At 68.0% G+C, this 26,610-nt stretch carries 26 protein-coding genes; 14 read left to right on the top strand and 12 right to left on the bottom strand.

Going from position 1 to position 26,610, the window contains the following annotated elements:
* Window positions 1–11: 11 nt before the first annotated feature.
* From WS96_RS23850 to WS96_RS23860, 3 genes are all read right to left on the bottom strand, one after another.
* Window positions 12–326 (bottom strand): high-potential iron-sulfur protein, encoded by a 315-nt coding sequence (locus WS96_RS23850; RefSeq protein WP_059835861.1) that lies wholly within the window; start codon window positions 324–326, stop codon window positions 12–14.
* A 97-nt stretch (window positions 327–423) separates the two neighbouring features.
* Window positions 424–1,629 carry a c-type cytochrome gene (locus tag WS96_RS23855; RefSeq protein ID WP_059835863.1) on the bottom strand — a complete coding sequence of 402 codons (1,206 nt, stop codon included), beginning with the start codon at window positions 1,627–1,629 and terminating at the stop codon, window positions 424–426.
* A gap of 91 nt (window positions 1,630–1,720) precedes the next feature.
* On the bottom strand, window positions 1,721–3,442 hold the full coding sequence (locus WS96_RS23860; RefSeq protein WP_059835865.1) for a methanol/ethanol family PQQ-dependent dehydrogenase: 1,722 nt from the start codon (window positions 3,440–3,442) through the stop codon (window positions 1,721–1,723).
* 430 nt (window positions 3,443–3,872) lie between these two features.
* Here WS96_RS23860 and WS96_RS23865 point away from each other — a divergent pair, with 430 nt between their 5' ends.
* On the top strand, window positions 3,873–6,203 hold the full coding sequence (locus WS96_RS23865; RefSeq protein WP_059835867.1) for a TonB-dependent receptor: 2,331 nt from the start codon (window positions 3,873–3,875) through the stop codon (window positions 6,201–6,203).
* Window positions 6,204–6,257: 54 nt separating this feature from the next.
* On the opposite strand, the gene WS96_RS23870 is transcribed toward WS96_RS23865, so the two are convergent.
* Window positions 6,258–7,283 (bottom strand): alpha/beta fold hydrolase, encoded by a 1,026-nt coding sequence (locus WS96_RS23870; RefSeq protein ID WP_059835869.1) that lies wholly within the window; start codon window positions 7,281–7,283, stop codon window positions 6,258–6,260.
* A gap of 310 nt (window positions 7,284–7,593) precedes the next feature.
* Here WS96_RS23870 and WS96_RS23875 point away from each other — a divergent pair, with 310 nt between their 5' ends.
* The 7 genes from WS96_RS23875 to WS96_RS33850 all read left to right on the top strand — a co-directional run bounded on the left by WS96_RS23875 (window position 7,594) and on the right by WS96_RS33850 (window position 13,458).
* Window positions 7,594–9,624 carry a sigma-54-dependent Fis family transcriptional regulator gene (locus WS96_RS23875; RefSeq protein ID WP_059835870.1) on the top strand — a complete coding sequence of 677 codons (2,031 nt, stop codon included), beginning with the start codon at window positions 7,594–7,596 and terminating at the stop codon, window positions 9,622–9,624.
* A gap of 315 nt (window positions 9,625–9,939) precedes the next feature.
* The gene (gene pqqA / locus WS96_RS23880; protein WP_006485436.1) at window positions 9,940–10,014 is read left to right on the top strand and encodes a pyrroloquinoline quinone precursor peptide PqqA; all 75 of its coding nucleotides are present in this window, start codon (window positions 9,940–9,942) and stop codon (window positions 10,012–10,014) included.
* A 61-nt stretch (window positions 10,015–10,075) separates the two neighbouring features.
* Window positions 10,076–10,999 (top strand): pyrroloquinoline quinone biosynthesis protein PqqB, encoded by a 924-nt coding sequence (pqqB, locus tag WS96_RS23885; RefSeq protein WP_034204219.1) that lies wholly within the window; start codon window positions 10,076–10,078, stop codon window positions 10,997–10,999.
* A gap of 2 nt (window positions 11,000–11,001) precedes the next feature.
* Entirely contained in the window at window positions 11,002–11,721 is a 720-nt protein-coding gene (gene pqqC / locus WS96_RS23890; protein WP_059835873.1) for a pyrroloquinoline-quinone synthase PqqC, read from the top strand.
* Window positions 11,718–11,999, top strand: coding sequence for a pyrroloquinoline quinone biosynthesis peptide chaperone PqqD (pqqD, locus tag WS96_RS23895; RefSeq protein WP_006480620.1), 282 nt, complete (start codon window positions 11,718–11,720; stop codon window positions 11,997–11,999). Before pqqC ends, pqqD begins: the two co-directional genes overlap by 4 nt.
* A complete protein-coding gene (gene pqqE, locus WS96_RS23900; protein WP_179949972.1) occupies window positions 11,971–13,140 on the top strand; it encodes a pyrroloquinoline quinone biosynthesis protein PqqE in 1,170 nt (389 codons plus the stop codon). The genes pqqD and pqqE overlap by 29 nt, the downstream gene beginning before the upstream one ends.
* 111 nt (window positions 13,141–13,251) lie before the next feature.
* Complete coding sequence (locus tag WS96_RS33850) at window positions 13,252–13,458, top strand: energy transducer TonB (protein ID WP_156443688.1); 207 nt, start codon at window positions 13,252–13,254, stop codon at window positions 13,456–13,458.
* An 18-nt stretch (window positions 13,459–13,476) separates the two neighbouring features.
* Here the strand turns inward: WS96_RS33850 and WS96_RS23905 are convergent, their stop codons facing one another.
* Entirely contained in the window at window positions 13,477–13,815 is a 339-nt protein-coding gene (locus WS96_RS23905) for a helix-turn-helix domain-containing protein (protein ID WP_034204222.1), read from the bottom strand.
* A gap of 78 nt (window positions 13,816–13,893) precedes the next feature.
* On the opposite strand from WS96_RS23905, the gene WS96_RS23910 reads away from it, so the two are divergent.
* Window positions 13,894–14,793: a hypothetical protein gene (locus WS96_RS23910; RefSeq protein ID WP_059835877.1), complete on the top strand. Its 900-nt coding sequence runs from the start codon at window positions 13,894–13,896 to the stop codon at window positions 14,791–14,793.
* Window positions 14,794–15,000: 207 nt separating this feature from the next.
* Window positions 15,001–15,231, top strand: coding sequence for a hypothetical protein (locus WS96_RS23915; protein WP_034204224.1), 231 nt, complete (start codon window positions 15,001–15,003; stop codon window positions 15,229–15,231).
* A gap of 156 nt (window positions 15,232–15,387) precedes the next feature.
* On the opposite strand, the gene WS96_RS23920 is transcribed toward WS96_RS23915, so the two are convergent.
* The 4 genes from WS96_RS23920 to WS96_RS23935 form a co-directional block, all read right to left on the bottom strand.
* Window positions 15,388–16,266, bottom strand: a complete 879-nt coding sequence (locus WS96_RS23920; RefSeq protein WP_059835879.1) for an alpha/beta hydrolase — start codon at window positions 16,264–16,266, stop codon at window positions 15,388–15,390.
* 96 nt (window positions 16,267–16,362) lie between these two features.
* Entirely contained in the window at window positions 16,363–17,103 is a 741-nt protein-coding gene (locus WS96_RS23925; protein WP_059835881.1) for an alpha/beta fold hydrolase, read from the bottom strand.
* Window positions 17,100–17,906 (bottom strand): DinB family protein, encoded by an 807-nt coding sequence (locus WS96_RS23930; protein ID WP_059835883.1) that lies wholly within the window; start codon window positions 17,904–17,906, stop codon window positions 17,100–17,102. Before WS96_RS23930 ends, WS96_RS23925 begins: the two co-directional genes overlap by 4 nt.
* Before the next feature lie 76 nt (window positions 17,907–17,982).
* Window positions 17,983–18,372: a YciI family protein gene (locus WS96_RS23935; protein ID WP_059835885.1), complete on the bottom strand. Its 390-nt coding sequence runs from the start codon at window positions 18,370–18,372 to the stop codon at window positions 17,983–17,985.
* Between the two features lie 228 nt (window positions 18,373–18,600).
* Between WS96_RS23935 and WS96_RS23940 the strand changes: the two genes are divergently transcribed.
* A complete protein-coding gene (locus WS96_RS23940; protein ID WP_034204228.1) occupies window positions 18,601–18,831 on the top strand; it encodes a hypothetical protein in 231 nt (76 codons plus the stop codon).
* A gap of 162 nt (window positions 18,832–18,993) precedes the next feature.
* Here the strand turns inward: WS96_RS23940 and WS96_RS23945 are convergent, their stop codons facing one another.
* The 3 genes from WS96_RS23945 to WS96_RS23955 form a co-directional block, all read right to left on the bottom strand.
* Window positions 18,994–20,418 carry an MFS transporter gene (locus tag WS96_RS23945; protein ID WP_059835887.1) on the bottom strand — a complete coding sequence of 475 codons (1,425 nt, stop codon included), beginning with the start codon at window positions 20,416–20,418 and terminating at the stop codon, window positions 18,994–18,996.
* Between the two features lie 161 nt (window positions 20,419–20,579).
* Window positions 20,580–21,350, bottom strand: a complete 771-nt coding sequence (locus WS96_RS23950) for an ABC transporter permease (RefSeq protein WP_059835889.1) — start codon at window positions 21,348–21,350, stop codon at window positions 20,580–20,582.
* Window positions 21,351–21,355: 5 nt separating this feature from the next.
* On the bottom strand, window positions 21,356–22,300 hold the full coding sequence (locus WS96_RS23955; RefSeq protein ID WP_034204231.1) for an ABC transporter ATP-binding protein: 945 nt from the start codon (window positions 22,298–22,300) through the stop codon (window positions 21,356–21,358).
* A 420-nt stretch (window positions 22,301–22,720) separates the two neighbouring features.
* Between WS96_RS23955 and WS96_RS23960 the strand changes: the two genes are divergently transcribed.
* The 3 genes from WS96_RS23960 to WS96_RS23970 all read left to right on the top strand — a co-directional run bounded on the left by WS96_RS23960 (window position 22,721) and on the right by WS96_RS23970 (window position 26,583).
* Window positions 22,721–23,017 (top strand): cupin domain-containing protein, encoded by a 297-nt coding sequence (locus WS96_RS23960; RefSeq protein WP_059835891.1) that lies wholly within the window; start codon window positions 22,721–22,723, stop codon window positions 23,015–23,017.
* A 627-nt stretch (window positions 23,018–23,644) separates the two neighbouring features.
* On the top strand, window positions 23,645–25,258 hold the full coding sequence (locus WS96_RS23965) for a DUF2957 domain-containing protein (RefSeq protein ID WP_059835893.1): 1,614 nt from the start codon (window positions 23,645–23,647) through the stop codon (window positions 25,256–25,258).
* Between the two features lie 71 nt (window positions 25,259–25,329).
* The gene (locus WS96_RS23970; protein ID WP_059835895.1) at window positions 25,330–26,583 is read left to right on the top strand and encodes a DUF2957 domain-containing protein; all 1,254 of its coding nucleotides are present in this window, start codon (window positions 25,330–25,332) and stop codon (window positions 26,581–26,583) included.
* Window positions 26,584–26,610 lie beyond the last annotated feature (27 nt).

The raw sequence follows: 26,610 nt of genomic DNA on the forward strand, positions 1-26,610 counted from the left end.
CGGGTCCGGCGTCAAGCGAGCTTGGCGTAGACGTTGCACCAGCCTTCGGCGGCAACCGTCTTGCCCGCGAACATCGGGCACGTACCGAAGGATTCGCCCGCGGCGGCCTTGTAGAAGCGGCAGTTCGAACAGGTCTGTCCGGCCTGATACTTCGGGAACTTGCCGGCATCGACGGCCGTGGCCTTTGCGCGGTAGCCGAGCGTCTTCGCTGCGGCGTCGTTCTCGTCGACGGGCGGTGCGGCCGCGAATGCGCGCGTGCCGGCCGCGAGCGCGGCGCACAGGCCGGCGGCCTGCACGATGAAGGTTCTGCGATGGCGGGAGATCATGATGTTGTCCTGAATGAAATGACGAGAAAAAGTCCGACCTGCGCGCCGGGCATGCTGCCGGGCGCGAAGGTCGACCGAAACGAAAGCGGGCGGGAAGTTACTTGCGCGGGCCGGCGACGAGCGGCGCCTTCGACGCGTTGGCGATATCGGCGGTCAGCTTGGTCTTCGACGCGTCGTAGCCGTTCGAGTACAGCAGGAACGCCATCAGGTCCTCGTATTCCTGGGCGGTCATCTTGCCGGGGCGATCGGCCGGCATGTTGCTCGACATGTACAGGAAGATGCCGCCGACCGTGATGTGCGACTTGCCCTCGGGCGCGAACGATTCCCCGCTCAGTGCGGGGGCGGTATTGCCCTCGAGCTGGTCGCCGTGGCATTTCGCGCATGCATCGGTATAGAGCTTCTTGCCGTGTTGCACCTGCGCCTGGTCGAACGGCGGGACGCCGCTGCCTTCGCTCGTCGAAACCTTGATGAAGCCGCTTTTTGCCGGCCGCCGAGCGGCCGCGATCGCGCCATCGAGAAACCGGCCGGGCACGGGCGTGGCGGCCGCTTGCGCGATGTCGTCGGGAAGCGTCCAGCCGCGCGTGAGCGACGCGAGGCGGCCGTTGCCGCTCATCCGCGACAGCGCGGCGTCGATGCGTTTTTGCAGCGCGTCCTTGCCCGGCCCGAATGCGAACGACAGTTGCCAGTCCGAGTACGGCGACGACGTCGCCGCCACCTTGAACCGTTGCCGCGGGTGCGCATGCTCGTAGGCGACGACGCTCGGATACCAGACGATCGCGCGCTGCGCGCGGCCCGCGGCGAGCGCGCCGATCGTCTTTTCGCTCGTGTTTTCGAGGTCGAAGCGGGCGTTCGCCTGCTGCGCGGCGATCAGTTGCGACGGGCTGCCGTACGTGGCCGCGATCGTTTCCTTCGCGCCGGTCGGTGCTTGCGCGTCGCGCAGCGACACGCTGACGTAGCCGGAGCGCAGATAGCCGCGCGAGAACGTCATTTTGGATTCCGACGCATCGGCGATCGACGAACGCGGGAATCCCGCGATCACGTCGCAGTCGCGTTCGAGCGATTTGGTCAGCTCGCTGGCGGAGATGCCGTCGTCGTCGCCGTTGTCGTCGACGCCGCGGCTGTTGAAGGTCGCGGCGATGCCCGCGGTGCGGAACACTTCGCGCGCAACCGAGCGGTCGAGCGCCGTGGTGGGGCTGCCGGGCAACGTGCAGACGCGCACGTCGGCCGACGCCGCTGCCGGTGTCAGCGCCACGCCCACGGCGAGCAGACTGGCGACGGTAACGGAAGTGAGGCGAGTATTCATGGTCGTGTATCCGGTTCAAGCGTGTGGGGCGTCGCGCCCGCATCGGGCGCATGCGGGCGCGACTCGAGCGCGATTCGGGCGTGGCGCCGGTTCAGTCGAGCGCGAACACGTAGAGCGTGCCGCCGCGCGGAACGTCCTTCGCGATATCGGCCATCGGGCCGCCCCAGATCGGGTTCGCGCCGCCGTAGCCGGCGAGCACGGCGACATACTCCTTGCCGTCGACCTCGTACACCGACGGCTGCGAAATGATGCCGCTCGCCAGTTGCGGGCTTTCCCACAGCACCTTGCCGGTCGCCGTATCGAACGCGTACAGGTGGCCGTCGAGCGAGCCGCTGAACGCGAGGCCGCTCGCCGTGGTCGCGACGCCGCCGTTCCACGGCTTCTTCGACCAGTGGCTCCACAGCTTCTTGCCGGTGTTCACGTCGATGGCCGTCAGTTCGCCGTAGCCTTCGCTGCCCGGCTCGGGCTTGATCTCGAAGCCTTCGCCGAGATACGGCAGGCCTTCCATGTAGCTGACCGACTTGCCGGTCAGGCTCATGCACGCGTGCAGCGCGGGCACGACCGCGATGTTGCGTTCCTGGTCGTACGAGATCGACCACCAGTTCTTGCCGCCGAGGAAGCTCGGGCACGTTTCGATCGTCGTGCCGGCCTTCGGGAACTTCGATGCGTCCTGGATCGGCTTGCCGTCGGCCGTGTAGCCGGTGACCGACAACGCCTTCACGAACGGCGTCGCGTAGATCAGCTTGCCGGTCGTGCGGTCGATCGCGTGGAAGAAGCCGTTGCGGTCGGCATGGATGATCGCGTCGTAGTCCTTGCCCTTGTACTTGATGTCCGCGAGGACGGCCGCGTTCACGCCGTCGTAGTCCCACGTGTCGTTGTTCGTGTACTGGTAGTGCCACTTCAGGTTGCCGCTCTTCGCATCGAGCGCGAGCAGCGAGTCGGAATACAGGTTGTCGCCGGGACGCAGCGCCGCGAGCCATGGGCCGGGGTTGCCGACACCCCAGTACAGCGTGCGCGACGCGGCGTCGTACGTGCCGGTGAGCCATGCTGCGCCGCCGCCATGGCTCTGCATGCCGTCGGGCCAGGTTTCCGCACCCTTTTCGCCGGCGGCGGGGATCGTGTAGCGTTTCCAGATCTGCGAGCCGTCCTCCGGATTCAGCGCGGCGATGTAGCCGCGAATGCCGTATTCGCCGCCGGACGTGCCGACGACGATCGCGCCGTCGATCGCGAGCGGTGCGAGCGAGAACGCGTAGCCGAGGCCCGGCTCGAACATCTGCTTCTTCCACACGAGATTGCCGCTCTGCGCGTCGAGCGCCGCGATTTCGCCGTTCAGCATCGCGATGTAGACGTTCTTGCCGTACAGCGCGACGCCGCGGTTGACGACGTCGCAGCACGCGGTCTTGAACGATGCGGCGCCGAGCTTCGGCTCGTATTTCCACAGCTGCTTGCCGGTCTTCGCATCGAACGCGTAGACGTTGTCCTTCGGCGTCGTCACGAACAGGTAGTTGCCGTTGACGATCGGCGTGGCCTCGAAGCCCTGCTTCAGGTCGGCGGGGAATTTGTACGCCCACACCTGCTTGAGATCCTTCGCGTTCGACGTGTCGATTTGCTTGAGCGGCGAATGCGAGCGGCCGTCGTAGGTGCGGTAGTAGGTCAGCCAGCCCGGGTCGCCGTGTGCATCGGTCAGGCGCTGGTAGGTCACGGCCGGGTAGTCCGCGGCCGCTTCGACGAGGCCGGGGTTCAGCGCGACGGCGGCCGCCGCCGCGATGCCGATCGTCGCCAGCCGGCGCGCTGAAGCCGAGAGTTTCTTCATGGTTGTCTCCTGGGTCATTGTGGTCGCACCGCCGCGAACGATTCGTCGCGCCGGCACGGTTGGGGTTCCGGGCCGAGTGCACTGCCCGTCACGCAAGTCGCATGCCATCGCGGCCGGAAGCCGGCGCGGCGCGGCACACCGGCGTATCGCAGGTGGTGCGTCGAGCGACGCATCGCGCCATCGGCCCGACGAAGGTGTTGCATTCAGGTACACCGTCGTGCGCGAAGTGTTGCCAAACATGACAGGTGACGCAGTCCGCGGAACAGCGGGCCGCCGGCCGCGCGCATGCCGGTCCGACGCGATGCGCGGGGCAGTGCGCGCCGCTCTTGCTCGGGGCGCTGGCACGGTTCTCGCACGCCGGCTTCGCGACACCCGTCGCCGCGCGGTGCATCGCACGGGCCGGCGCAATACACGTGCGGAGACAACGGAAATGATCAGGAGGCCAAAGGCAGCCGGGCGCGACGGCGCGACGCGGCGTGGCCGGCGTGTGCGATGCGTCGGCACGACCGTCGGCGCGCTGGCGCTGTTCGGCCTGCCGCCCGGCAGCGTGCGCGCGCAGCAGCAGGCGGATGGCGCCGCGGTCGCGCTGTCCACCTCGACCGTCGTGCTGCCCGCGGTGGTCGTCGTCGGCACGACGCCGCTGTTGGGGATCGGCATGCCGCTGTCGAAGGTGCCGGCGAACGTGCAGACGGTGCGCGCGGCCGAGCTCGACGTGCAGCACCGCGCGACGCTCGCCGATTTCTTCGCCGCGAACCTGCAGAGCGTGACGATCTCGGACGCGCAGGGCAACCCGTACCAGACGGACGTCAACTATCGCGGCTTCACCGCGTCGCCGCTGCTCGGCACGCCGCAGGGCTTGTCGGTGTTCGTCGACGGCGTGCGCGTGAACGAGCCGTTCGGCGACGTCGTGAACTGGGACATCCTGCCCATGCAGGCGATCGACCGCGTGCAGCTGATTCCGGGCTCCAACCCGGTGTACGGACGCAATACGCTCGGGGGTGCGCTCGCGATCGCGACGAAGAACGGCCGCTCGAACCCGGGCGGCGAAGCGGAGGTGTCGGGCGGCGCGTGGGGCCGCAAGACCGCGGGCATCGAGCAGGGCGGGACGATCGGCCCGAACCTCGACTACTACGCGAGCGCGAACGTCGCGAACGACGGCGGCTGGGCCGACCACAACGCGAGCCGCGTGAGGCAGGCGTTCGGCAAGCTGCGCTACACCGATGCGGACACGACGCTGTCGATCGCCGCAGGCGGCGCGGACAACACGCTGTCCGGCACCCAGACGATCCCGCGCTCGTTCCTCGGTAACCCGAAGCAGGCGTATACGTATCCGGACCGCAACCGCAACGGCGCCGGCTACCTGACGCTGTCGGGCGACCGCTTTTTCGGCGAGCACGTCGAGTTGAGCGGCAATGCGTACTACCGGCACCTGCGCAACGCCAACACGAGCAGCAACAACAATACGGACTACGGATCGGTGGACGAGGACGGGACGGTCGACACGGTGCAGGGCCGCAACGCGCAATCGACGATCGTCACCGACAGCTACGGCGGCGGCGTGCAGCTCACGCTGCTCGGCAAGCTCGGCGGGATGGAGAATCAACTGGTCGCGGGCGTGTCGGCCGATATCGCGAACTCGAGCTACGTCGCGTCGTCGCAGGACGCGTCTTTCACCGACGCGCGCGCGGCGATCGGCATCGGCGATTTCGTCCGGCAGACCCGCGCGAAGACGCGCAACGCGAATGTCGGCGCGTACCTGAGCGATGCGTTGTCGCTGACGCCGCACTGGACGCTGACGCTGTCGGGCCGCTACGACTGGTCGAACGCACGGATCGGCGACGAGAGCGGCGTGCAGCCGCTGCTCGACGGCAACCATGTGTTCTCGCGCTTCAACCCGGCGGTCGGGGTCGACTGGAACCCGGACGCGGGCTTCACCGCGTATGCGGCCTACAACGAAGGCATGCGTTCGCCGACCGCGATCGAGCTTGCATGCGCGGATCCGGCCGCACCGTGTTCGCTGCCGAACGACTTCATCGCCGACCCGGCGCTCAAGCCCGTGATCTCGAAGACGTTCGAAGCCGGCGTGCGCGGCCGCATCGGCGCGGCGACGACCTGGAGCGCCGCCGCCTACCGCACGACGCTGACCGACGACATTCAATTCATCAGCAGCCCGGCCAGCGCGCAGGGCTATTTCCGCAATGTCGGCGACACGCGGCGGCAGGGTATCGAGCTCGCCGGCCGCACGCGGTTCGGTCCGCTCGGTGTCGGGCTGTCGTACAGCCATGTCGACGCGACCTACCGGTCGTCGTGGACCGAACACAGCCCCGCGAATTCGGCGGCCGACGCGAACGGCAACGTGACGGTCAAGCCGGGCGACCGCGTGCCCGGCATTCCCGCGCATACGGTGAAGCTGCGGCTCGACTACGCGGCGACGCCTGCGTGGGACGTCGGCGCGAACGTCACGTGGCGCAGCGACGTGTACGCGCGCGGCGACGAGAACAACGCCGACGCGAACGGCCGGATCCCGGGCTACGTGCTGGTCGATCTCGACATGCGTTACCGGGTCACGAAGCGGTTCGAGGTGTTCGCGAGCGTGACGAACCTGTTCGACAAGCGCTACGCAAGCTTCGGCGCGCTCGGCCAGAATTTCTTCAACGGACCGAACCACACGTTCGACGGCGCCCATCCGGTGAACGAGCAGTTCGTCGGGCCGGGCGCGCCGCGCGGCGCGTGGGTCGGCGTGCGCTATGCATGGGATTGAGCGGTGCGCGGCCGCGTGCGTGATCGCGTCACGACGCGAATGGGCGCGGAGTCGTCACGCGAACGGCGCCGTCGCGAACATCGCATGCACGGCGCGTGCGACGCTGCGCGCCAACGCAGGCTCGCTTGCCAGATGCCCGGCCTTCACGCATTCGATCTCCGCGTCGGGAGCGGCTCGCGCGAGCCGCTCGACATTGTCGACCGGGCAAACGGGATCGCGCATCCCGTGCGCGGCGAACAGCGGCACGCCGGCTTGTGCGGCCCGTCGCGCGAGCGCGAGCACGCGGCGCTCGCCGAGCCAGCAATCGTGTTGCAGATAGTGCGCCTGGATCCGGTATTTGTCGATCAGCCGGCCGACGGTCTGGTCCGAGCGGATCGCGCGCACGGGCGAGCGGCGCGTGCGCGCCGATGCGAGGACGGCGTTTTCGTACGCGCGCCACGCGAGCGCCACGGCGCGCTGCCCGCCCGCGCTCGCGCCGTGGCGCAGCCGCTGCGCGCAGCGCGACAGCAGGCGATCCGGCCGGCCGCCGCCGGCCGCCGCACGCAGGCGTCGCCATTCGCGCGGCGCACGCGAACGGGAAGTCGTGAAGAGTCCGCGGACTTCGCGGGGCGACGTCAGGAACAGGCCGCGCAGCACGACGCCCGTCACCCGCTCCGGATGCGTGCCCGCATACGCGAGTGCGAGCGCGGCGCCCCACGATCCGCCGACGACGCCCCAGCGTGCAATGCCGAGCTGCTTGCGCACCGCCTCCAGATCCGCGATCAACTGCGCGGTGTTGTTGTGGCGCGTGCCGCCGCGTGGCGCGGATGCGCCCGCGCCGCGCTGGTCGACGAGCACGACGCGCACGCAGGCGAGATCGAACAGCCTCAGGATGCCGGCCTGGCTGCCGCTGCCGGGCCCGCCGTGCAGCACGACGACCGGATGGCCGTGCGCGGCGCCGGCCACGGCGAATGCGATCGAATGCGCGTCGCGGTGCAGGCGGCGGCGAACGGGCGCGGCCGGCGACACCGGCGACACCGGCGTATCGGGCAAGGCCCGCGGCGCGGGCGACGGCGTGGACGGAATCGGGCGATGCGTCATGTCGATAGGGTTCCGGCGGAATCGGAGGCGGCAACCGTCACTCGGTCGCGCACGGCGACCGGACAGGTCCTGCGATGAAGCCAGAAACGCGCCAGCTAAGAAGCTCCGGATTCGCACGGGTAGTCGCGCGTCGGGAAATCGCGGTATCACGAAAGCTTGGCGCGTCGCGCAACGCGACACGCGCCGCGCCCGTGCGATTCATTACATCCTGCTTTCAATTCGTATCCGGGGCGCCGGCGTGGCCCGATGCTTGCTTGCAATGACGGCAAAGAGTCCGGCAGTTGACCGGAAGGATCCCCCGGAGGAGACAATGCGCGACGACGTAGAGCAGGCGGCCGGATCGCGGGCCGCGCATCCCGCTGGCTGGCCCGCACCGTCGATCCAGAAGGCCCACGAGCGCTCGGAGACGTTCGGCCTGCAGGTATCGGCACGGCCGGACTATGACGTGCTGTCGAACGCCGCGCTGGTGCTCAAGCGCGAGCAGAGCCGGGTGCTGTGCGTGCATGCGATGCCGGTGATGGAGACGCTGCACGAGCAGATCGTCAACACGCAGAGCATGATCGTGCTGACCGATGCGGAAGGCCTGATCCTGCATTCGATCGGCGACGACGATTTCCTGCGCCGCGCGGAAAAGGTTGCGCTGCGCCCGGGCGCGAACTGGGCGGAGAACCGGCAGGGCACCAACGCGATCGGCACGGCGCTGGCCGAGCTGTGCCCGATGGTCGTCCATGGCGACCAGCACTTCCTGGCCGCGAACCGCTTCCTGACCTGTTCGAGCGTACCGATTCTCGACCCGTACGGCGACGCGATCGGCGTGCTCGACGTGACGGGCGACCACCGCAGCTATCACCAGCACACGATGGCGCTCGCGAAGATGTCGGTGCAGATGATCGAGAATCACCTGTTTACGACGACCTTCCAGGAAACGCTGCAGGTATCGTTCCATGGCCGCCCCGAGTTCCTCGGCACGCTGATGGAGGGGATCGTCGCGTTCACCGCGGATGGGCGCTTCCTGTCGGCCAATCGCAGCGCGCAGTTCCAGCTCGGCATGCCGCTCGCCGCGCTGCGCGCGCACACGCTGTCGTCGCTGTTCGACATCACCAGTGCGCAACTGATCGACCGCATGCGCGCGAGTACCGACCGGCACCTGATGCTGAATCTCGGCAACGGCGCGGTGGTCTGCGCGCGCGTGCACTTCCGCCGCGCGACGCTCGCCGAAGGCAGCCGGCCGACCGACGTCCACGACGCGGGGGCGCCGGCCGCACGCTCGAACGCGGTGCCCGCGCCGGCGGCGGGCACGTCGGCCGGCTTGTCGCGGCTCCACTATCTCGACACCGGCGATGCGCAGGTCGCATGCGTGATCGCGAAGGTGCGCAAGGTGATCGGCAAGGACATCCCGATCCTGATCACCGGCGAGACCGGCACCGGCAAGGAACTGCTCGCGCAGGCGATCCACAACGACTCGCCGCGGCGCGACGCGCCGTTCGTCGCGGTCAACTGCGCATCGATTCCGGAGACGCTGATCGAGTCCGAGCTGTTCGGCTACGAGGAGGGCGCGTTCACCGGCGCGCGCCGCAAGGGGGCGCTCGGCAAGCTGCTGCAGGCGAACGGCGGCACGCTGTTCCTCGACGAGATCGGCGACATGCCGTATCCGCTGCAGGTGCGGCTGCTGCGCGTGCTGCAGGAGCGCCTCGTGAACCCGCTCGGGTCGACGAAGACGATCGCCGTGGATATCGCGATCATCTGCGCGACCCACCGCGATTTGCGCGAGATGATCGCGCAGAACCGCTTTCGCGAGGATCTGTACTACCGGCTCAACGGCCTCGTGGTGCGCCTGCCGCCGCTGCGCGACCGCACCGATCTCGCGGTCGTCGTGCAGAAGATGCTGCAACGCGAGGCGTTCGCAGGCCCGGGCCGGCCGCCGTTGTCCGTCGCGCCGGACGTGATGGCGCTGTTCGTGCGCTGCACGTGGCCGGGCAATTTCCGCCAGCTCGGCAACCTGTTGCGCACGGCGGCGGCGATGGTCGACGACGACGGCGAAATCCGGCGCGAGCACCTGCCGGACGATTTCTTCGACGACCTGCGGCGCGCCGACGCGCAGGCCGCGCAGCCCGCGCCCGAGGCGCTCGCCGCGGCGGGCGCCGGGGCCTGCCTCGCGGACGCGTCGCTGCGCGCCGATGCGCGCCTCCAGGATGTCGCCGCGTCCGCGATCGCCGCCGCGCTCGCGCGTCATGGCGGCAACGTATCCGCCGCGGCGCGCGCGCTCGGCGTGTCGCGCAACACGATCTACCGGAAGATGCCGGCCGCCGACGCGGGGCGCCATCCGGCCGGCGACGACTGACGCGCGGCCGTCGCGCGGTGCGCGACCTGTCACAGCCGGTGTGTCAAGTTGCAACACCGGTGTTCAACGATTCAACACTCGTGACCACTCGCGGACATCGCGCCGCCGGGGTGGCGGACCGCATTCGCGCGAATCGTGTCGGCTATTCGTAAGGATCGCGGCCCGATGCCCGGGCGACGGCCGTCTACCGTCGCCGCGCCGCCGCAGCGTGGCTTCGGCACGCTCCTTGCTGAAGAGGAACCGGCCGCTCGGTTGCCGCGGTCGTTCGACTCATCTGGCAACCCATCGACTCATCAACTCGACAGGAGACACACCATGCAGTGGACGACACCGTCTTACACCGACCTGCGCTTCGGCTTCGAAATCACGATGTACATCGCCAACCGCTGATCGCCGTGCGCGCCGCCCGTTTCGCCGTGGTCGGCGCGGGCGGCCTCGGGAACTGACGCCCATGAAGATCAAGATACTCGGCTCGGGAGCCGGCGGCGGCCTGCCGCAATGGAACTGCAATTGCGCGAACTGCCGCCGTGCGCGCGGCGGAAGCGGTCACGTGCTGCCGCGCACGCAGTCGTCGATCGCGGTCAGCGAAGACGGCGTCGACTGGGTCCTCGTCAACGCGTCGCCCGACATTCTTTCCCAGTTGCGCGCGGATCCGGACCTGCAACCGGCGCGCGCGATCCGCGACAGCGGCATCGCCGCCGTCGTGCTGTGCGACGCGCAGATCGATCACGTGACGGGCCTGCTGATGCTGCGCGAGCGCTCGACGCCGCTGCCGCTCTACGCGAGCGCGCCGGTGCTGGACGACCTGTCGACCGGCTTGCCGCTCGTGCCGCTGCTCGGCCATTACTGCGGCGTCGCCGCGCACACGATCGTGCCCGGCGAGCCGTTCGCGGTGCCGGCGGCGGGCGGGATCCGTTTCACCGCGATCGCCGTCGACAGCAAGCCGCCGCCGTATTCGCCGCGGCGCGCGGCGGCCGCGCCCGGCGACAACATCGCGCTGTCGATCGAAGACGTCGCGAGCGGGCGGCGCGCGTTCTATGCGCCGGGGCTCGCGTCGGTCACCGACGACGTGCGCGCGGCAATGGACGGCGCCGATCTCGTGCTGGTGGACGGCACGTTCTGGACCGGGACCGAGATGATCGACCTCGGCCTGTCGGGCAAGCACGCGGCCGACATGGGGCATCTCGCGCAGTGCGCGGAAGCCGGGCGGCCCGGCATGATCGACTGGCTCGACCTGCTGCCCGCGCGAACGCGCAAGGTGCTCACGCACATCAACAACACGAACCCGATTCTCGATCCGCATTCCGTCGAACACGCGCACCTGCGCGCGCACGGCATCGACGTCGCGCACGATGGCATGCAATTCCAGGTCTGACGATGAACGCACCGATCCCCGCTACGGCGTTGCACGCGACGCCCTGGACCGCGACCGAATTCGAGGCGCGCCTGCGCGCGCTCGAATCGCGCTATCACATCCATCATCCGTTCAACCGGCGGCTCAACAGCGGCGCCTGTTCGCCCGCGCAGATCCGCGGCTGGGTCGCGAACCGCTTCTACTACCAGATCTGCATCCCGCTCAAGGATGCGGCGATCCTGTCGAACTGCACCGATCGCGATACGCGGCGCCGCTGGATCCAGCGGCTGATCGACCACGACGGGCAGGGCGACGACGAAGGCGGCATCGAGGCGTGGGTGCGGCTCGGCGAGGCGTGCGGCCTCGCGCGTGCCGAACTGTGGTCGCTCGAACACGTGCTGCCCGGCGTGCGTTTCGCGGTGGATGCGTACGTGAATTTCGCGCGCCGCGCGCCGTGGCAGGAAGCCGTGTGCTCGTCGCTGACCGAGATGTTCGCACCGCAGATCCATCTCGACCGGCTCGTGGGCTGGCCGTCGCATTACCCGTGGATCGAGCCGGCCGGACTGCATTACTTCCGCAGCCGCGTGCCGCTCGCGCAGCGCGACGTCGAGCATGGGCTCGCGGTCACGTTGCAGCATTTCACGACACCGGACGCCCAGCAGCGCGCGCTCGGCATTCTGCAATTCAAGCTCGACATCCTGTGGTCGATGCTCGACGCCGTCGAAAAGGCCTACCCCCAATGAACGCGATCGAAGCCGCCAGCGGCGTGCCGCTGCGCCCCTGCCTCAGGGGCATGTACCGCCTGCAATGGGAGGCGGCCCAGGATGCGTACGTGCTTCTCTATCCGGAGGGGATGGTCAAGCTCAATCCGAGCGCGGGCGAGATTCTCGCGCGCTGCGACGGCACGCGCGAACTGGACGACATCATCGGCGAGCTCGAGCGCCTGTTCATGCAATCGGATCTCGCGACCGACGTCTACCGTTTCCTCGATCATGCGCGACTGCGCGGCTGGCTGGACTGACGTGACGCCCGACACGCCCCGTCCGTCCGCGCCGCTGTGGCTGCTCGCGGAACTCACGTATCGCTGCCCACTGCACTGCGCGTTCTGCTACAACCCGGTCGATTTCGCGACGCACGGCGCGGAACTCGACACCGACACGTGGCGCACGGTCATCGGCGATGCGCGCGCGCTCGGCGCCGCGCAAATCGGCTTCTCGGGCGGCGAGCCGCTGCAGCGCGGCGACCTCGAGACGCTCGTCGCGCATGCGCGCGGCCTTGGTTTCTATACGAACCTGATCACGTCGGGCATCGGGCTGAACGTCGCGCGCATCGAGCGGCTCAAGGCCGCCGGGCTCGACCACATCCAGTTGTCGCTGCAGGATTCGACGCGCGAGCTGAACGACTTCCTGACCAGCACGCGCACGTTCGAGCTGAAGCGCGACGTGGCGCGGCTGATCAAGGCGCACGGCTACCCGATGGTGCTCAACTGCGTGCTGCATCGCTACAACCTGCCGCACGTGGGGCAGATCATCGAGATGGCGCTCGATCTCGGCGCCGATTACCTGGAACTGGCGAACACGCAGTATTACGGCTGGGCGATGCTCAATCGCGACCAACTGATGCCGACCGTCGAGCAGGTGCGCGAGGCCGAGGAAACGGTCAACCGCTATCGCAAGCTGATCGGCGAGCGCTGCAAGATCCTGTTCGTCGTGCCCGACTATTTCGAGCGCCGCCCGAAGGCCTGCATGAATGGCTGGGGCTCGGTGTTCCTCGGCGTCGCGCCGGACGGCACCGCGCTGCCGTGTCATGCGGCGCGGTCGCTGCCGGGGCTCGCGCTGCCGAACGTGCGCGACCGGTCGCTGCGGGAGATCTGGTACGACAGCGATGCGTTCAACGCGTTTCGCGGCGAAGACTGGATGAGCGAGCCGTGCCGTACGTGCGACGAGCGTCATGCGGATCACGGCGGTTGCCGGTGCCAGGCCTACCTGCTGGCCGGCGACCCGAAAGAGGCCGATCCGGTGTGCGCGAAGTCCGCGCATCACGACCGGATCGAACAGGCCGTGCAGTTCGCGCGGCGTCGTGCGCCGCGCGACGAACAGCCGCTGGTATTTCGCAGCAGGGAGAATTCGCTCGCGCAATGCGGCGCGGCGTGCGACGGCTGACGGGGTACGGCCACGGACAGTGACAGGGCGAGCGACACAGCGCGACGCGATGGATATCGGAGCGATCGCTACGCAGTCCTCTTCATACCCTTGGCGACGCGCGATTCGCGCGTGCGAGGACGGCTGAACGCCGGACGGGGGCCCGATGCGGCAGGCCGGATGGTCGCCGCGCGTGTCGCGACCGGCAGCGGCTGTCCGCGCCTCGATGCCGCGGCGCGCGACGCGGTGCTGGCGAACCGCTGCGCGACGCACGCGGAAAACGGTGCGCCGTCGCCGATGCGGCCGCGCGCACCGATCACGTTCAATCTCGACGAATGACCGGGCACGTCGGCGACATCACCCGTCATCGGCCTTCGCCTGCAAATCCTTCAGCCCTTGAATCACGACCAGCAGCGCCCGGCCGTGCTCGTCCGAGCCGTCCCACGCGTCGACGATCGCGTCGCGCAGCAGCTCGTTGTACCGGCGGCGCGACGGCTCCGTATCGACACCATAGAAACTGCATAGCTTGTTGAATGGCGCGCTGCGGCGCAGCCGGCGCCCGTTCGACAGCCGAAGGCGCGACACGGTTGGCTGGCTGACCCCGGAAAGTCGCGCGATTTCGCTGGACGAGCGTGTATCTGCCATCAAGCGGCGCAACAGGTCTTGAACGGGAAAATCTTGGTCCGGGGCTTCCATGCGATGCATTATACCTATACAGTTACGGCTATTGAATGGGCTTGCTGTCGACAGCGAGGCTGTATCCCGAGAAAGTTGATGACACTGAAACACCTCCCACCCACGTTCTGCTGGACCAAGATCGGTACCGAGTCCGGCGAGGAACTGCCGACCGTCGTGCTCCGCAAGGAATGGGAGCGCCGGCTCGGGGGCGGGCGCTTTCTGTGGGGCATCAACCAGCCGCTCGGCAGCAGCGCGCAAGTCGCCGCGCATCGCACGGGCTCGCTGCTCGCGCTGTTTTCGCCGGTCGCGTCGCGCCCGCGCGCGGGCGAGCGCAAGGACGCGCTGCTGTGGAATGCGTGGGTCGACGCAAGCGGGCAGGTGCGGCCTTTGCCGGCGCATACGTTCATCGCCAGCCGTTCGACGTTGCCGTCGGGCCGGCGCCGCGAGCAGCACTACGCGCTCGTGTGCGCATCGTCCACCGCGCTGACGGTCGGCACGCAGTTGCGCGTGTTTCCCGACCACCTGCGCAGCGTGAGCACCGGCAGGCCGCTGGGCGCCGCGCAGGGCGCGGCCGTGGTCGATTGCATCGGGCGTGCGAAGGAGCAGACGGGCAAGAGCTATCCGCTCGCGCTGTCGGTGGAGCTCGAAGCGCCGTATTTCGTGCGGCTCGCGCAGCCGTGCGTGCTGAAGGCGCGCGATCTCGCGGAAGTGAACAAGGCCACGCGCGCAGGCGATTTCGATCGCTTCGTCGAGCTGGTCGCGCGCTTGCGCGGCCGTTCGCCGACGGACGCCGTGCGCGGCGTCACGCGCGATCTGTTCGATGTGCCGCCGATCGAAACGGCGGCCGCGTATGTGGCGCCCGCGCATGTCGCGCGCATGCGCAACCGGCCGGCGGCCGAGCATCCGCGCGATCTCACCGGCGATCTGTTCGACCTGTCGCCGGGCGAGGCAGCCGCATTCGCCGGGCTCGCCCATCCGCGCATCGGGCGCGCGTGACGCCACGCGCGAAATCGTTCGCGCAAGAATTTGTTGCAATCTCGTCGTAGCGGATCGGCGAACGCGGAGCGACAATCGGCACGAAGCGCGCGGTGCCGCGGCCGATACGTCGCCACGCGACGGGGCGTGGTTCACGCCGCCGACATGCGTACCACGCACACTGAGCGTCGGCGTGCTTCACACTGCAATCCTGAGGGAGGAGTGTCGATGTCGACCCACATCTGTTCGCGGGAAGCGCGAGCCGCACAACGCTTCGTCGAAGCGACGCGCAACGTGGATCAGGCGTTTCGCGCGGTGCGCGGCGAAAGCGACGACGACGGCTCGTCGGCCGAATACGCACGCGCGATGTCGCGTCTCGATCGCGCGCTCGACGAGCTGGCGCGTGCACAGGAATTCTTCGATCGCATCGTCGGCGCGAGCGCCGCGCAGGACAACTGACGGTTCCGGCGTTGCGCTTTATCGCGCGTCGAGCGACGCGCATTCATCTTTTTGCCGGGCATTCATGCCCGGCATGCCGGTTCGTCTTCCCGTTTCGATTTCCGTGTCGGGCCTTGCAGCCTGCGGCCGGATAGACGCTGCAAGGGGAGTCGTGCGTCAGCCCGCGCGCGTCGTGCCCGGCGCGGCACGGGACGCGTAGCCTCGATGCTGGAACGACGTCGCGAAGAACCGCATCTGGTAGCGGATCGCATTCGCCCAATAATCCCACGTATGGCCGCCCGGCCGCTCCGCATAATCGTGCGGCACGCCGAGCGCGACGAGCCGTTCATGCAGCGTGCGGTTCGAGCCGACGAATGCATCGTCGCGGCCGCAATCGATCGTCAGGTCGAGATGTGCGCGCACGAACGCCCGCGCGCTTTCGACGATCACGTTGCGATTCCAGAACGACGGATGGCGATCGGGATCGCCGAACACATGGGCGATCCCCGGCTCGTCCGTGCAGCAGCGCGGATCGACCGCGCCGCTGATGCTGCCGACCGCGCCGAAGGTATCGGGCCGGTCGAGCGCGATGCGCAGTGCGCCGAAGCCGCCCATGCTGAGCCCGGTGATCGCGCGCGCGTGCTGGGCCGCGATCGTGCGGAAATGCAGGTCGACATAGGACACGACTTCGTCGCCGACGAAGGTCTCGTAGCGGCTGCCCGAATCGAACGGGCTGTCGATGTACCAGCTTTCGTGTCCGCCGTCGGGCATCACGAGGATCACGCGATAGCGGTCGGCCAGCGCGGCGATGTGCGTGTTCGACGTCCAGTCGGTATGGTCGCCGCCCGAGCCGTGCAGCAGATAGACGACGGGGTAACGTTCGCCGTGGTTGTCGCGCGCGTAATCGTCGGGCAGCACGATGGTGGCCTTCAGCGTCTCGCTCATCGCGGCGCTCGGGATCGCGACGACCCGCGCATGGAAGGCGAAAGCAGGGCTCGTGACGGCGAGCAGCAGAAGCAGCCAGAAGGTACGTGCCAGGCGTATCGATCCTTGCATGTGTCGACCCAGTCCGGCCGGAGGCCGGGAAAACCCTGTTCCGGCGACTCTAGCAACCGCGCCTTTCAACCATATTTCGGCGAATCCTACGGGTTGTCAGGCGGACGGCTTGCATACGATGCGCGCGAGGGCGGCGCGCAACGCATCGGGCTGCTCGGCCGCGATCAGGTGCCCGCTGCCGGCGATCGTGTCGAAGCCGGCGCAGCGTGCGAGCGCGTGTTCGGGCACGTGCCAGCCGGCGCGCGAGCGTTCGCCGGCGATCAGCCAGACGGGGTGACGCTCGAACACCTGCGCGAGCGCCGGCAGGTAGCTCGCGGCGCCCGTCGTCTCGATCACCGAGCGGCCCATCGCCCGCAGCGTCGATGCCGGCTGATGCGCGAGCCAGCGGCGTGCATCGTCGAGCTGGCGCGGCGACGGTGCGTCGATCGCGCCGCGCAGCCAGTCGAGCGGCGCCGCGCGCAGCCCGTCGAGCATCGCATCGGCTCCGCCGGGCGTCATGCGGCCGACCGAAGCCGACCAGAACGCATCGTCGAGCGTGAAATTGCCTTCGACGTTGACGATGCGCCGCACGCGTTCGGGGTGCGCCCGCGCGAACAGCATCGCGATCGCGCCGCCGACCGAATGGCCGACGACATCGACCGGCTGCATGCCGAAGGACGCATCGACGGTTTGCCGCACGTGCTCGACCTGCGCGGCAAGCGAGATCGCGTCGGGCGGTGTGGCGCGATGCGCGCCGTAGCCGAGCAGGTCGGGGCAGAGATGCGGGCCGTTCCATCCGCGCACGTCGAACGTGCCGATGAAACCGTGAATGAAGACGACGGGCGTGGACGGGATCATGCGGCGTGCATCGAAGGAAGCGGCGGCAATTCGAGTTCGGCGAGCAGTTCGTCGAGTTCGAGCATGTGCGTGCGGTCGTGGTCGAGCAGCTCGCGCACGAGTTCGTCGAGCGACATGCGGCGGATGCCGTCGCGCAGCCCGCAGCGGGCGAGTTGCGACGGTTCCAGCGCGGCCGCGGTGGCGCACAGCGCGGCGCGGCCGCGGCCGAACGCCGCCACCGCGAGCTCGAGCGGCTGCGCGAGATAGTCGCGTTGCGCGGCGAGCGCGGTGCCGTCGACGGATTCGATCACGGGCAGCTCGGCGGTGCGCACGGCGTCGATGCGCGCGGCGAACACCGCATCGAGATCGCGCAGGTGGCATGCATGTTCGACGAGCGAGAAGCCGGTGCCGGCCGGGCGGCGCACGGCCAGCGCCGCCGGCACATGCGCCGCACAGGCGGCGAGCCGGGCGGGCATGCGTGCCAGCGCGGCGACGACGTCGGCGAACGGCAGCCGGTGCGGGTACGCGCTGAATACCGCGCCATAGCTGAACGGCGCACCGCCGAGCCGCCCGCGCGCCTGCACGACCTCATGGCCGTGGCGGCGCATCACGTCGGCGACCATCGCGCCGCAGAACTGGCGGGCCGTCGTGTCGGCTTCGACTTCGGGGAAGGTGCGCGCGATCTCGTCCTGGATCGCGCCGATCGCGGCGACGCCGACACGCGACAGCGCCGCGAACTCGAGATAGCGCTCGGGCCGATCGATCAACGCTTCGAGCTGGGCGCCGAGCGCGGTCGAGCGGAAACGGTCGAAACGGGAATGCATGACGGAGCCCTGTCGATTAACGTGTCAAAACGATACGTTACTCGACAGGGCTCCGTCAATGGGTACGTTTTTGCGCTTATGGCTTCTGCAGCCCTGGGGTGAATGCGGGGCTGAAATCCTCGGCCTCGAACAGCGGGCGGATCTCGATATCGGAGTCGCCGGGCATCGGGTTCGGGCAGCGCTTCACCCATTCGACGGCTTCCTCCATCGATTTCACCCGCCACAGCCAGTAGCCGGCGACGAGTTCCTTCGTTTCGGCGAACGGGCCGTCGGTGACCGCGCGGCTTTTGCCGGAAAAGCGCACACGCTTGCCGTGGCTGCTCGGGCGCAACCCGTCGGCCGCGAGCAGGATGCCTGCTTTCATCAGTTCCTCGTTGAACTGGCCCATCGCGGCCAGCATGTCGGGGTCGGGCATTTGGCCGGATTCGGAATCGGCGGTGGCTTTGACGATGACCATGACGCGCATTGTCGTATCTCCTCGAACGTGAATAGTGAATAGGGCGCTTGCCGGCGGTGCGACGGCAAAACGATCGGTTACGACGATACGACGCGCGACGGCGACGCGAATCGACATCGCGAGCGAAAAATTGTTCACGCGCGATCGAAGCGGTGGGGAGCGCCGCGCGGCCGCTGTCACGGAGCGCAACGGCAAAACTGGTATGCTGGCCCGCATCACGTGTACGTGGAGGGTGCCATGGCTGCCAAGGAAGTCTCGAAGAAGAAGTACCTGAAAATCCTGAACAAACGCCTGCGTGCGGAGCCGGCGGCCCCGGCCGGCGCGTCGTTCGTCTTTTTCCCGCTGGGCGCGAAGGCGAAGCATGCGACGGGCGTCGTGTCCGGCGACGCGCGCAGCAAGCGTGAACTGGCCGTGATGGCCGCGATCCAGCGCAAGGCGGCCGAAGAATTCATCGTCGCCGACGCCTGACCGGCCGCGGCCGCGCCGCTGCCGGATGACCGCCGCCGCGCGTTACGCGGCGGCGGCTTCGCAATGGGCGATCGCGCCGGAGAGCACGCGCGATTCATGCAGCCCGCCGGGCGGCACCGAACGCTCGCCTGCCCGAAACGGCGCAAAAACCGACCGCCGCGATCAGGACGCCTCGTCCGCCGCCGTCGCCGGATACCGGCCGCTGCCGCCCGTCTCGTCGCCTGCCGCCAGTTGCTCCAGCGCGAGCCCCTTCGTCTCGATCCCGAGCGTCCAGACGGCGATGGCCGCCGCGACGAACGACAGCGCACCGAGCGTGAACACGCCGCCCTGACCGAACACCGGCAACACGACGCCGACCACGTAAGGCCCGATCAGCGAGCCGATCCGGCCGATCGCCGACGCGAAGCCCGAACCCGTCGCGCGTGCGCCGGTGCCGTACAGCTCGGGCGTGTACGTGTACAGTGCCGCCCACATCCCGAACAGGAAGAACTGCATCGCGAGGCCCGTGACGATCAGCAGCGTCGTGCTGCCGCCGTACAGCGCGCTCTGGCCGTACGCGTACGCCATCGCGCCGCCGCCGATCAGCGAGGCGATGCAGGTGGGCTTGCGGCCCCAGCGTTCGACGAGCCACGCGGCGCACAGGAAGCCCGGCACGCCGCCGAGCGAGATCAGCACCGTGTAGAACACCGATTTCGTGACTTCGAAGCCGGCCTGCTGCAGCAGTGCGCCGAGCCACGACGTGAGGCCGTAGAAGCCGAGCAGCGCGAAGAACCACAGCAGCCATACCATCACCGTGCGGCGGCGGTACACGCCGCTCCAGATCTCGCGCCATGCGCCGCGGCCACGGGCGACGGCCGGCTCCGCGAGCCGCGACGGCGGCGGCAGCGTCGCGACGCCGGCCGAGCGCATCACCTTTGCCTCGATCGACTGCATCACCGTGTCGGCTTGCGCGTGCCGGCCCGCATGTTCGAGCCAGCGCGGCGATTCCGGCACGATACGGCGCACGACGAGCACGAACACGGCCGGAATCGCGAGCAGCGCGAACACGGTGCGCCAGCCGAATTGCGGCAGCACGAAATACGCGACGATGCCGGCCGTGATGAAGCCGAGCGGCCAGAAGCCGTCCATCAGCGCGATCAGGCGGCCGCGCTTCTCGGTCGGCACGAATTCGGACAGCAGCGTCTGCGCGACCGGAAACTCCATGCCCATCCCGATGCCGAGCAGCACGCGATAGACGATCAGCGCGTCGACGCTCTGCGCGGTCGAGCACAGGTACGACGCGGCGCCCCACAGCACCATGCTCCACTGGAAAACGGGCCGGCGGCCGAAGCGGTCGGCGAGCAGGCCGGCGACGGCCGCGCCGAGCACCATCCCGAAGAAGCTCGCGCTCGCGACGAGGCCGGCGGCCGCGGTCGACAGCCCGAACTCCTTGCGGATCGAGCCGAGCACGAACGTCATCGTGCCGAGGTCGACCGAATCGAAGAAGAACGCGATCGCGATGATGAAGAAGATGCGCTTGTGATAGCCGGAGAACGGCAGGCGTTCGAGCCGGGCGGCGGCGGAGGCGGGAGCGGTGGCGGCGGGCATGGCGTCCTCTGAAATGAAAAAGGGGCCGCGCAGCGCATGCTCCAGGGCCCCGATGCTTCGTATTCAGTAGACGCGACCACAAACTGCCGCATCAGAGGAAAAGCGCCGCCTGCTTGCCCAAATGCGTCATCGGCGGGCGGCGCGCGTGACGCCGGCCGTCGTCAATTCTTCAGTTTGTAGCCGGTGCGGAACATCCACGCGACGATCACGAGCAGGATCACGAGGAACAGCGCGGTCGCGGCGAGACTGATCCACACGTGCACGTCGGCGATCCCGTAGAACGACCAGCGGAAGCCGCTGATCAGGTAGACGATCGGATTGAACAGCGTGATCACGCGCCACGCGGGCGGCAGCATGTCGACCGAATAGAAGCTGCCGCCGAGGAACGTGAGCGGCGTGATGATCAGCAGCGGCACGAGCTGCAGTTTCTCGAAGCTGTCGGCCCAGATGCCGATCACGAAGCCGAACAGGCTGAACGTGACGGCCGTCAGCACCAGGAACAGCACCATCCAGAACGGATGCAGGATGTGCAGCGGCACGAACAGGCCGGCCGTGGCGAGGATGATCACGCCGAGCAGGATCGACTTCGACGCGGCCGCGCCGACGTACGCGATCACGATCTCCCAGTACGACACGGGCGCGGACAGGATCTCGTAGATCGTCCCGGTGAAGCGCGGGAAGTAGATGCCGAACGACGCGTTCGAGATGCTCTGCGACAGCAGCGACAGCATCACGAGGCCCGGCACGATGAACGACCCGTAGCCGATGCCGTTCACGTCGCTGATGCGCGAGCCGATCGCCGAGCCGAACACGACGAAATACAGCGACGTCGAGATCACCGGCGCGATGATGCTCTGCATCAGCGTACGGCGCGTGCGGGCCATTTCGGCGCGGTAGATCGCGCGGATGCCGTGAAAATTCCAGTTCGCCATGTGCGTTAGGCCCCTTGTGCGCCGTTGCGGCGATTGTCGATCAGGCTGACGAAAATATCCTCGAGCGAACTCTGCGTCGTGTGCAGGTCGCGAAAGCCGATGCCGGCCGAGCCGAGCGCGTTGATCAGCTTCGCGATGCTCGCGTCGTCGCGCTGCGAATCGTACGTATAGACGAGCGCGGCGCCGTCCTCCGCGCGTTCGAGCCCGAACGGCGCGAGCGCGGGCGGCACGTCCGCGAGCGGCTGCTCGAGCTGCACGGTGAGCTGTTTCTTGCCGAGCTTGCGCATCAGTTCGCGCTTTTCCTCGACGAGCACGAGTTCGCCGCCGAGGATGATGCCGATCCGGTCGGCCATCTCTTCGGCCTCCTCGATGTAGTGCGTGGTCAGCAGGATCGTCACGCCGCTTTCGCGCAGCGAATCGACGAGCTTCCACATGTCGCGGCGCAGCTCGACGTCGACGCCGGCCGTCGGCTCGTCGAGGAACAGGATGCGCGGTTCGTGCGACAGCGCCTTCGCGATCATCACGCGGCGCTTCATGCCGCCCGACAGCGTCATCAGCTTGTTGTCGCGCTTGTCCCACAGCGACAGCGCCTTCAGCGTCTTCTCGATGTAGGCGGGATCGGGCGCCTTGCCGAACAGGCCGCGGCTGAACGACACGGTGGCCCAGACGGTTTCGAACGCGTCGGTGGTCAGCTCCTGCGGCACGAGGCCGATCATTTCCCGGGCCGCGCGGTATTGATCGCGGATGTCGTGGCCGCCGACCGTCACGCGGCCTTCGGTCGGCGTGACGATGCCGCAGATCGAGCCGATCAGCGTCGTCTTGCCGGCGCCGTTCGGCCCGAGCAGCGCGAAGATCTCGCCGGGGCGGATGTCGAGGGTCACGTGCTTCAGCGCCTGGAAGCCGGACGCGTAAGTCTTGGAGAGGTCTGAGACGGAAAGGATCGGTTGCATGCTCACGGATGGCACGGCCGCCCGGCGCGACGGCGGGCGCCGCGCGTGCCCGGCGCCGCCGCCGCTGCGAAGCGGCCGGGACCGGGGACGGCATGGCGAACGGCGTCATGTCGAACGGTATTGTGGTGCGGGATCGCGGGACCGCCATATTAGCAATCGGCAGATCGAAATGCATTTCGGTGGAAAGGCCGCGTCGTGCCGGTGCCGGATTTGCGTGAATGGCGGCGATATCGACTCATGATTCGGTGCTTTATTCGAGTGAAGCGAACAATGCGGAGTGTTTTCCGCGAACCGGCCGCGACCGCGCGCCCGCTCGGCGGCCCGGCCGACTGTGCTGCCTGCCGGCCCGCGCGCCGTACCGGGACGGCACGCGTGGCGCTCGCGATAATGCGTTCCTTTCACGGTGATACGGAGCGGCGCATGTCCTTGATCGATTTCAAATCCGTGGCGGATGCACAGGTTGCCGCCTGGAAATCCACGATCGTCGGCGAAGTCGGGCCGGCCCGGATCAAGGTGCTGCGCATGGATGCGCAGCCTTACGAAGCGGAAGTGCATGACTACGACGAGGGGCTGCTGGTGCTCGACGGCACGCTGATGCTGGAAGTCGACGCGGAAACGGTCGCGGTCGGGGCCGGGCAGATGTATCTCGCGCGCGCCGGCACGCGCCACGCGGTGCTTCCCGGCAGCCACGGCACACTCGCGATCATCGACGTCTGAGGTTGCGGCGCAGCATGCGTGCGGGCCGCCGAAGGGGGCCGGCCTGGCTCGGCGCGGATCGGCGGTTGCCGTTCAAACGCGTGTTCCACGGCCCGGTATTTGTCTGAGCAAATAAAATGAAGGCCGTTTGAAAAACTGTCAAATACCGTGCAAGCGCTAGGATCGCGCGGTTTCATCCGTTTGGAACTCTGCATCCATTTACTTGTGGGAAGCGTCCGATCATAGTCTCGACAAACGACGCATCACGATAACGAATCAAGCGTACGTATGGAGACCACGCCATGAGACGCCTATCCGCAGGGCCAGCGGGACTGCCGTTTTCCGATATTTCGCTGAATGCAGGCGCGACGCAGGTCGCGCGGCTGCATCGTCACGTCGCCGTGTAGCGGCGAACCATAGCGGCAAGCCGTAGCGGCAAGCCACTTTCCGTTTCGATCGTTCCGACGGCGCCGTGCCGCATGACGGCGCCGCGGGAGCGCGCTCGTCTGCTGCATGTGCCCGACCGGCATCGCGGCCGCCTTGCGTGCATCGTCATGCGCCGCGCCTTTCGGGCGGCGGCGCGATACCAACCGGCGGGCCATGCAGCCCGGCCGGACGAGACTTGTCGTACCTGAAAAGGAGGGGTAGATGATTTGCATTCCTGAATGGCGGAAGGCGATCCTGGCGTGCGCGGTGCTGGCGCTGCCGTTCGTCGCCGGTTGCGGCGGCGGCGACGATCCGGGGCCGATCACCGTGCCGCAGTGCTCGGGCAGCGCATGCGGGCCGAGCGGCGCGGAAACGACGCCGCCCGTCGTGACGAAGCTGTGCCCCGACGCGCTCGATTACACGACGACGTATACGGGCGGCGCCGGCAGCGGCGAGTACGTGAAGGTGAAATTCGATACGACGAAGCTCACCTATCAGATGCAGTTCATCGAATCGTCGGTGCCGACCTCGGCAGGGCAGGTCAACACTACGCGCGCGGGCCTGACGATCAGCGGCGCGTTTCATCATCCGACCAATCTTCCGACGGCCGAGCAGAATCGCTGTGCGTTCGTGCTCGACAGCGGCGCGACGAGCGACGGCGCGTATTCGGTGACGATCAATCGCGCGGATCCGCCGATGCTGTTCGTCGGCAACGGCGTGGTGGGCGGCGGCATTCCGGGCGCGACGATTGCGTTCAAGGGCCTCGAGCCGATTCCGGGTCTGGTGCTCGGGGTCGTGCCGTCGCGCACGTTCGATTTTTATCCGTTCATCGGCTTCGTCGAAACGGAAACCGACTTCACGAAGGTCGCAGGCAACTACAACGAGGTCGGCATTCACCTGTCGCCGGTCGGCTCCAACTATCAGAATTTTCTCGGGCCCGTCGGCTGGCAGCCCGACGTCATCAACTGGAACCAGACGCTCAACGCAGACGGATCGTGCACGATCACGCAGGGCAGCGACTACTCGTGTCAGACCACCGGAACGCCGTGGACATTGCGCAGGAACGCGGACGGATCGGCCGACAACGTCTTCGTGAGCAATGCGAAGGCCAGCGCGCTCGGCTCGGTCGTCTATCCGTTTGCCGGACAGGGGTCGGCCATCGTGATCCTGGCTCCCAGCCAGGCGAAGGGGATCATGATCGTCGGCAAGCTGAATGGCGTGCTGGTGCCGGTGGTGATTCGTGTCGGTTACACGCACGTCGACGAGAGCAACGTCCTTGCGTCGGTTGCCGATGCCGAAGTCGGTATCTCGATGCTCTCGTCGACCAAGGCGATCGCGGCGAATTCGCTGAAAGGCGGGTACATCGGCGCAACCAGCGCGTCGGCGTGCGGTATCGTGACCTCCGATGGCCCGACCGGTGCCATTGCGACAGGCGGCCCGAGCTTCGACATCACTATTCCGCATCCGGACTTGCCGGGTACCTTCAACGGCGGTTTCTTCCTGCCCGAAGCCGGCACCTGCAACGACGGCACCGCCGTGTCGACGATCGCCGCGAACTATACGTCCACGCTGTTCCAGGGCAATACCGCGGCGTTCATCGATCCGCAGACGTCGTCGGTCACCTCGCAGTTCTCGCTCGACTATACGCAGGCCACGCCCGGCAAGATCAAGGTCACGGCCACGCAGGGCTTCAACGCGAAGGGGGCGACCGGCGACGTCGCGATCTTCAGCAAGGGCGACACGGGCTGGCTCGTGACGGCCGGCAACGTCTACGCGATGGTCGTCGACAACAACAAGGTCAACCCGTTCTTCACGGTCGGCGCGTTCGTCCAGTAACCCTGCATTGAACACGTAACACCGGCGGCGCATGCGTCGCCGCCGGCGAATCGAATTTCAAGAGGATTCCTATGAATGTGAAACATTGGATGGCCGCGGCGTCGCTCGCGCCCGTGCTGGCCGCATGCGGCGGCGACGGCGACCCGCCGCCCGCGCCGGCGGTGCGGCTGTGCCCGCAGACGATCGACTACAACACGGTGTTCATCGGCGGCTCCGGGTCGGGCGAGCTCGTGAAGGTGCAGCTCGACACCACGAAGATGACGTACCGGATGACCTACCTCGCGTCGCCGGTGCCGACCGCGACGGGCACCGTGCAGCCGACCCGCGACACGGCGCCCGCCAACGTGGTCGACGGCACGCTGGCCGACGAAACGGGGCTGCCGACGGTGAAGCTGAACCAGTGCACGTTCCGGATGCAGAACGCAAGCCTCGACCCGAGCCGACCCGCACGGCTGTTCCTCGGCGAAGGCGTGCTGGGCGGCGCGATCCCCGGCGCGACGATTCAGTTCGACGGCGTGATCGGCGTCGGCAAGATCCCGAAGACGACGTTCCCGTACTACCCGTTCATCAGCTTCTCGTCGCTCGAAACCGACCTGACGAAGATCGCCGGCACGTACAACCAGCTCGGCTATCACCAGGTGCCGTCGCAGAACTTCCAGCCAGTGGCGCTCGACCAGAAGGTGACGATCGACGCGGACGGCAGCTATACGGAAACCGACAACTTCGGCAAGAAGAACGGCGGGCAGCCGCTTGCGTCGAGCGCGACCGTGAACCAGCCGTTCACGCTGCGTCCCGATGCGCCGGCATTCCAGTCGCTCAACTACCAGCCGCAGATTCCGCCGACGCTCGCCGCGCTGGATCCGGCGAAGGCCGGCAAGGGGATCCTGATCGTCGGCAAGCTGCGCAACCAGCTCGTGCCGATCTTCATCCGTACCGGCGCCGCGAATGCGGACCTCACGCAAGGCCCGCCGAGCGCGGACGACGAATCGGGCATCTCGTTCCTGAGCCCGCAGACGGCGATCGCGCAGGGCTCGCAGGACGGCGAGTACACGGGCGTCGACAGCGCGTTCAACTACCGCGCGACCGCGCTCGTCGGCGCGCAGGCCACGCTGCTCGATCCGTTCAACGCGTCGCAAGCCGCACTCACGCGCGCGCTGAACCTCGACTACACGCAGAAGGTGCCGGGCGTCGTGACGACCGTGCATGCGGATGCGGCGTCGGGGCCGGCGACCGGCAAGTTCGTGTTCACCGGCGGCGTGTTCGGGTTCCTCGACATGGCCGATACGAGCAACCCGTACTTCACGGTCGGCGCGTTCGTGCAGTGACCGCGTGCGGATGGAGACACGGCGGCG

Source organism: Burkholderia sp. MSMB1835 (assembly GCF_001526365.1).
Classification (GTDB): Bacteria; Pseudomonadota; Gammaproteobacteria; order Burkholderiales; family Burkholderiaceae; genus Burkholderia.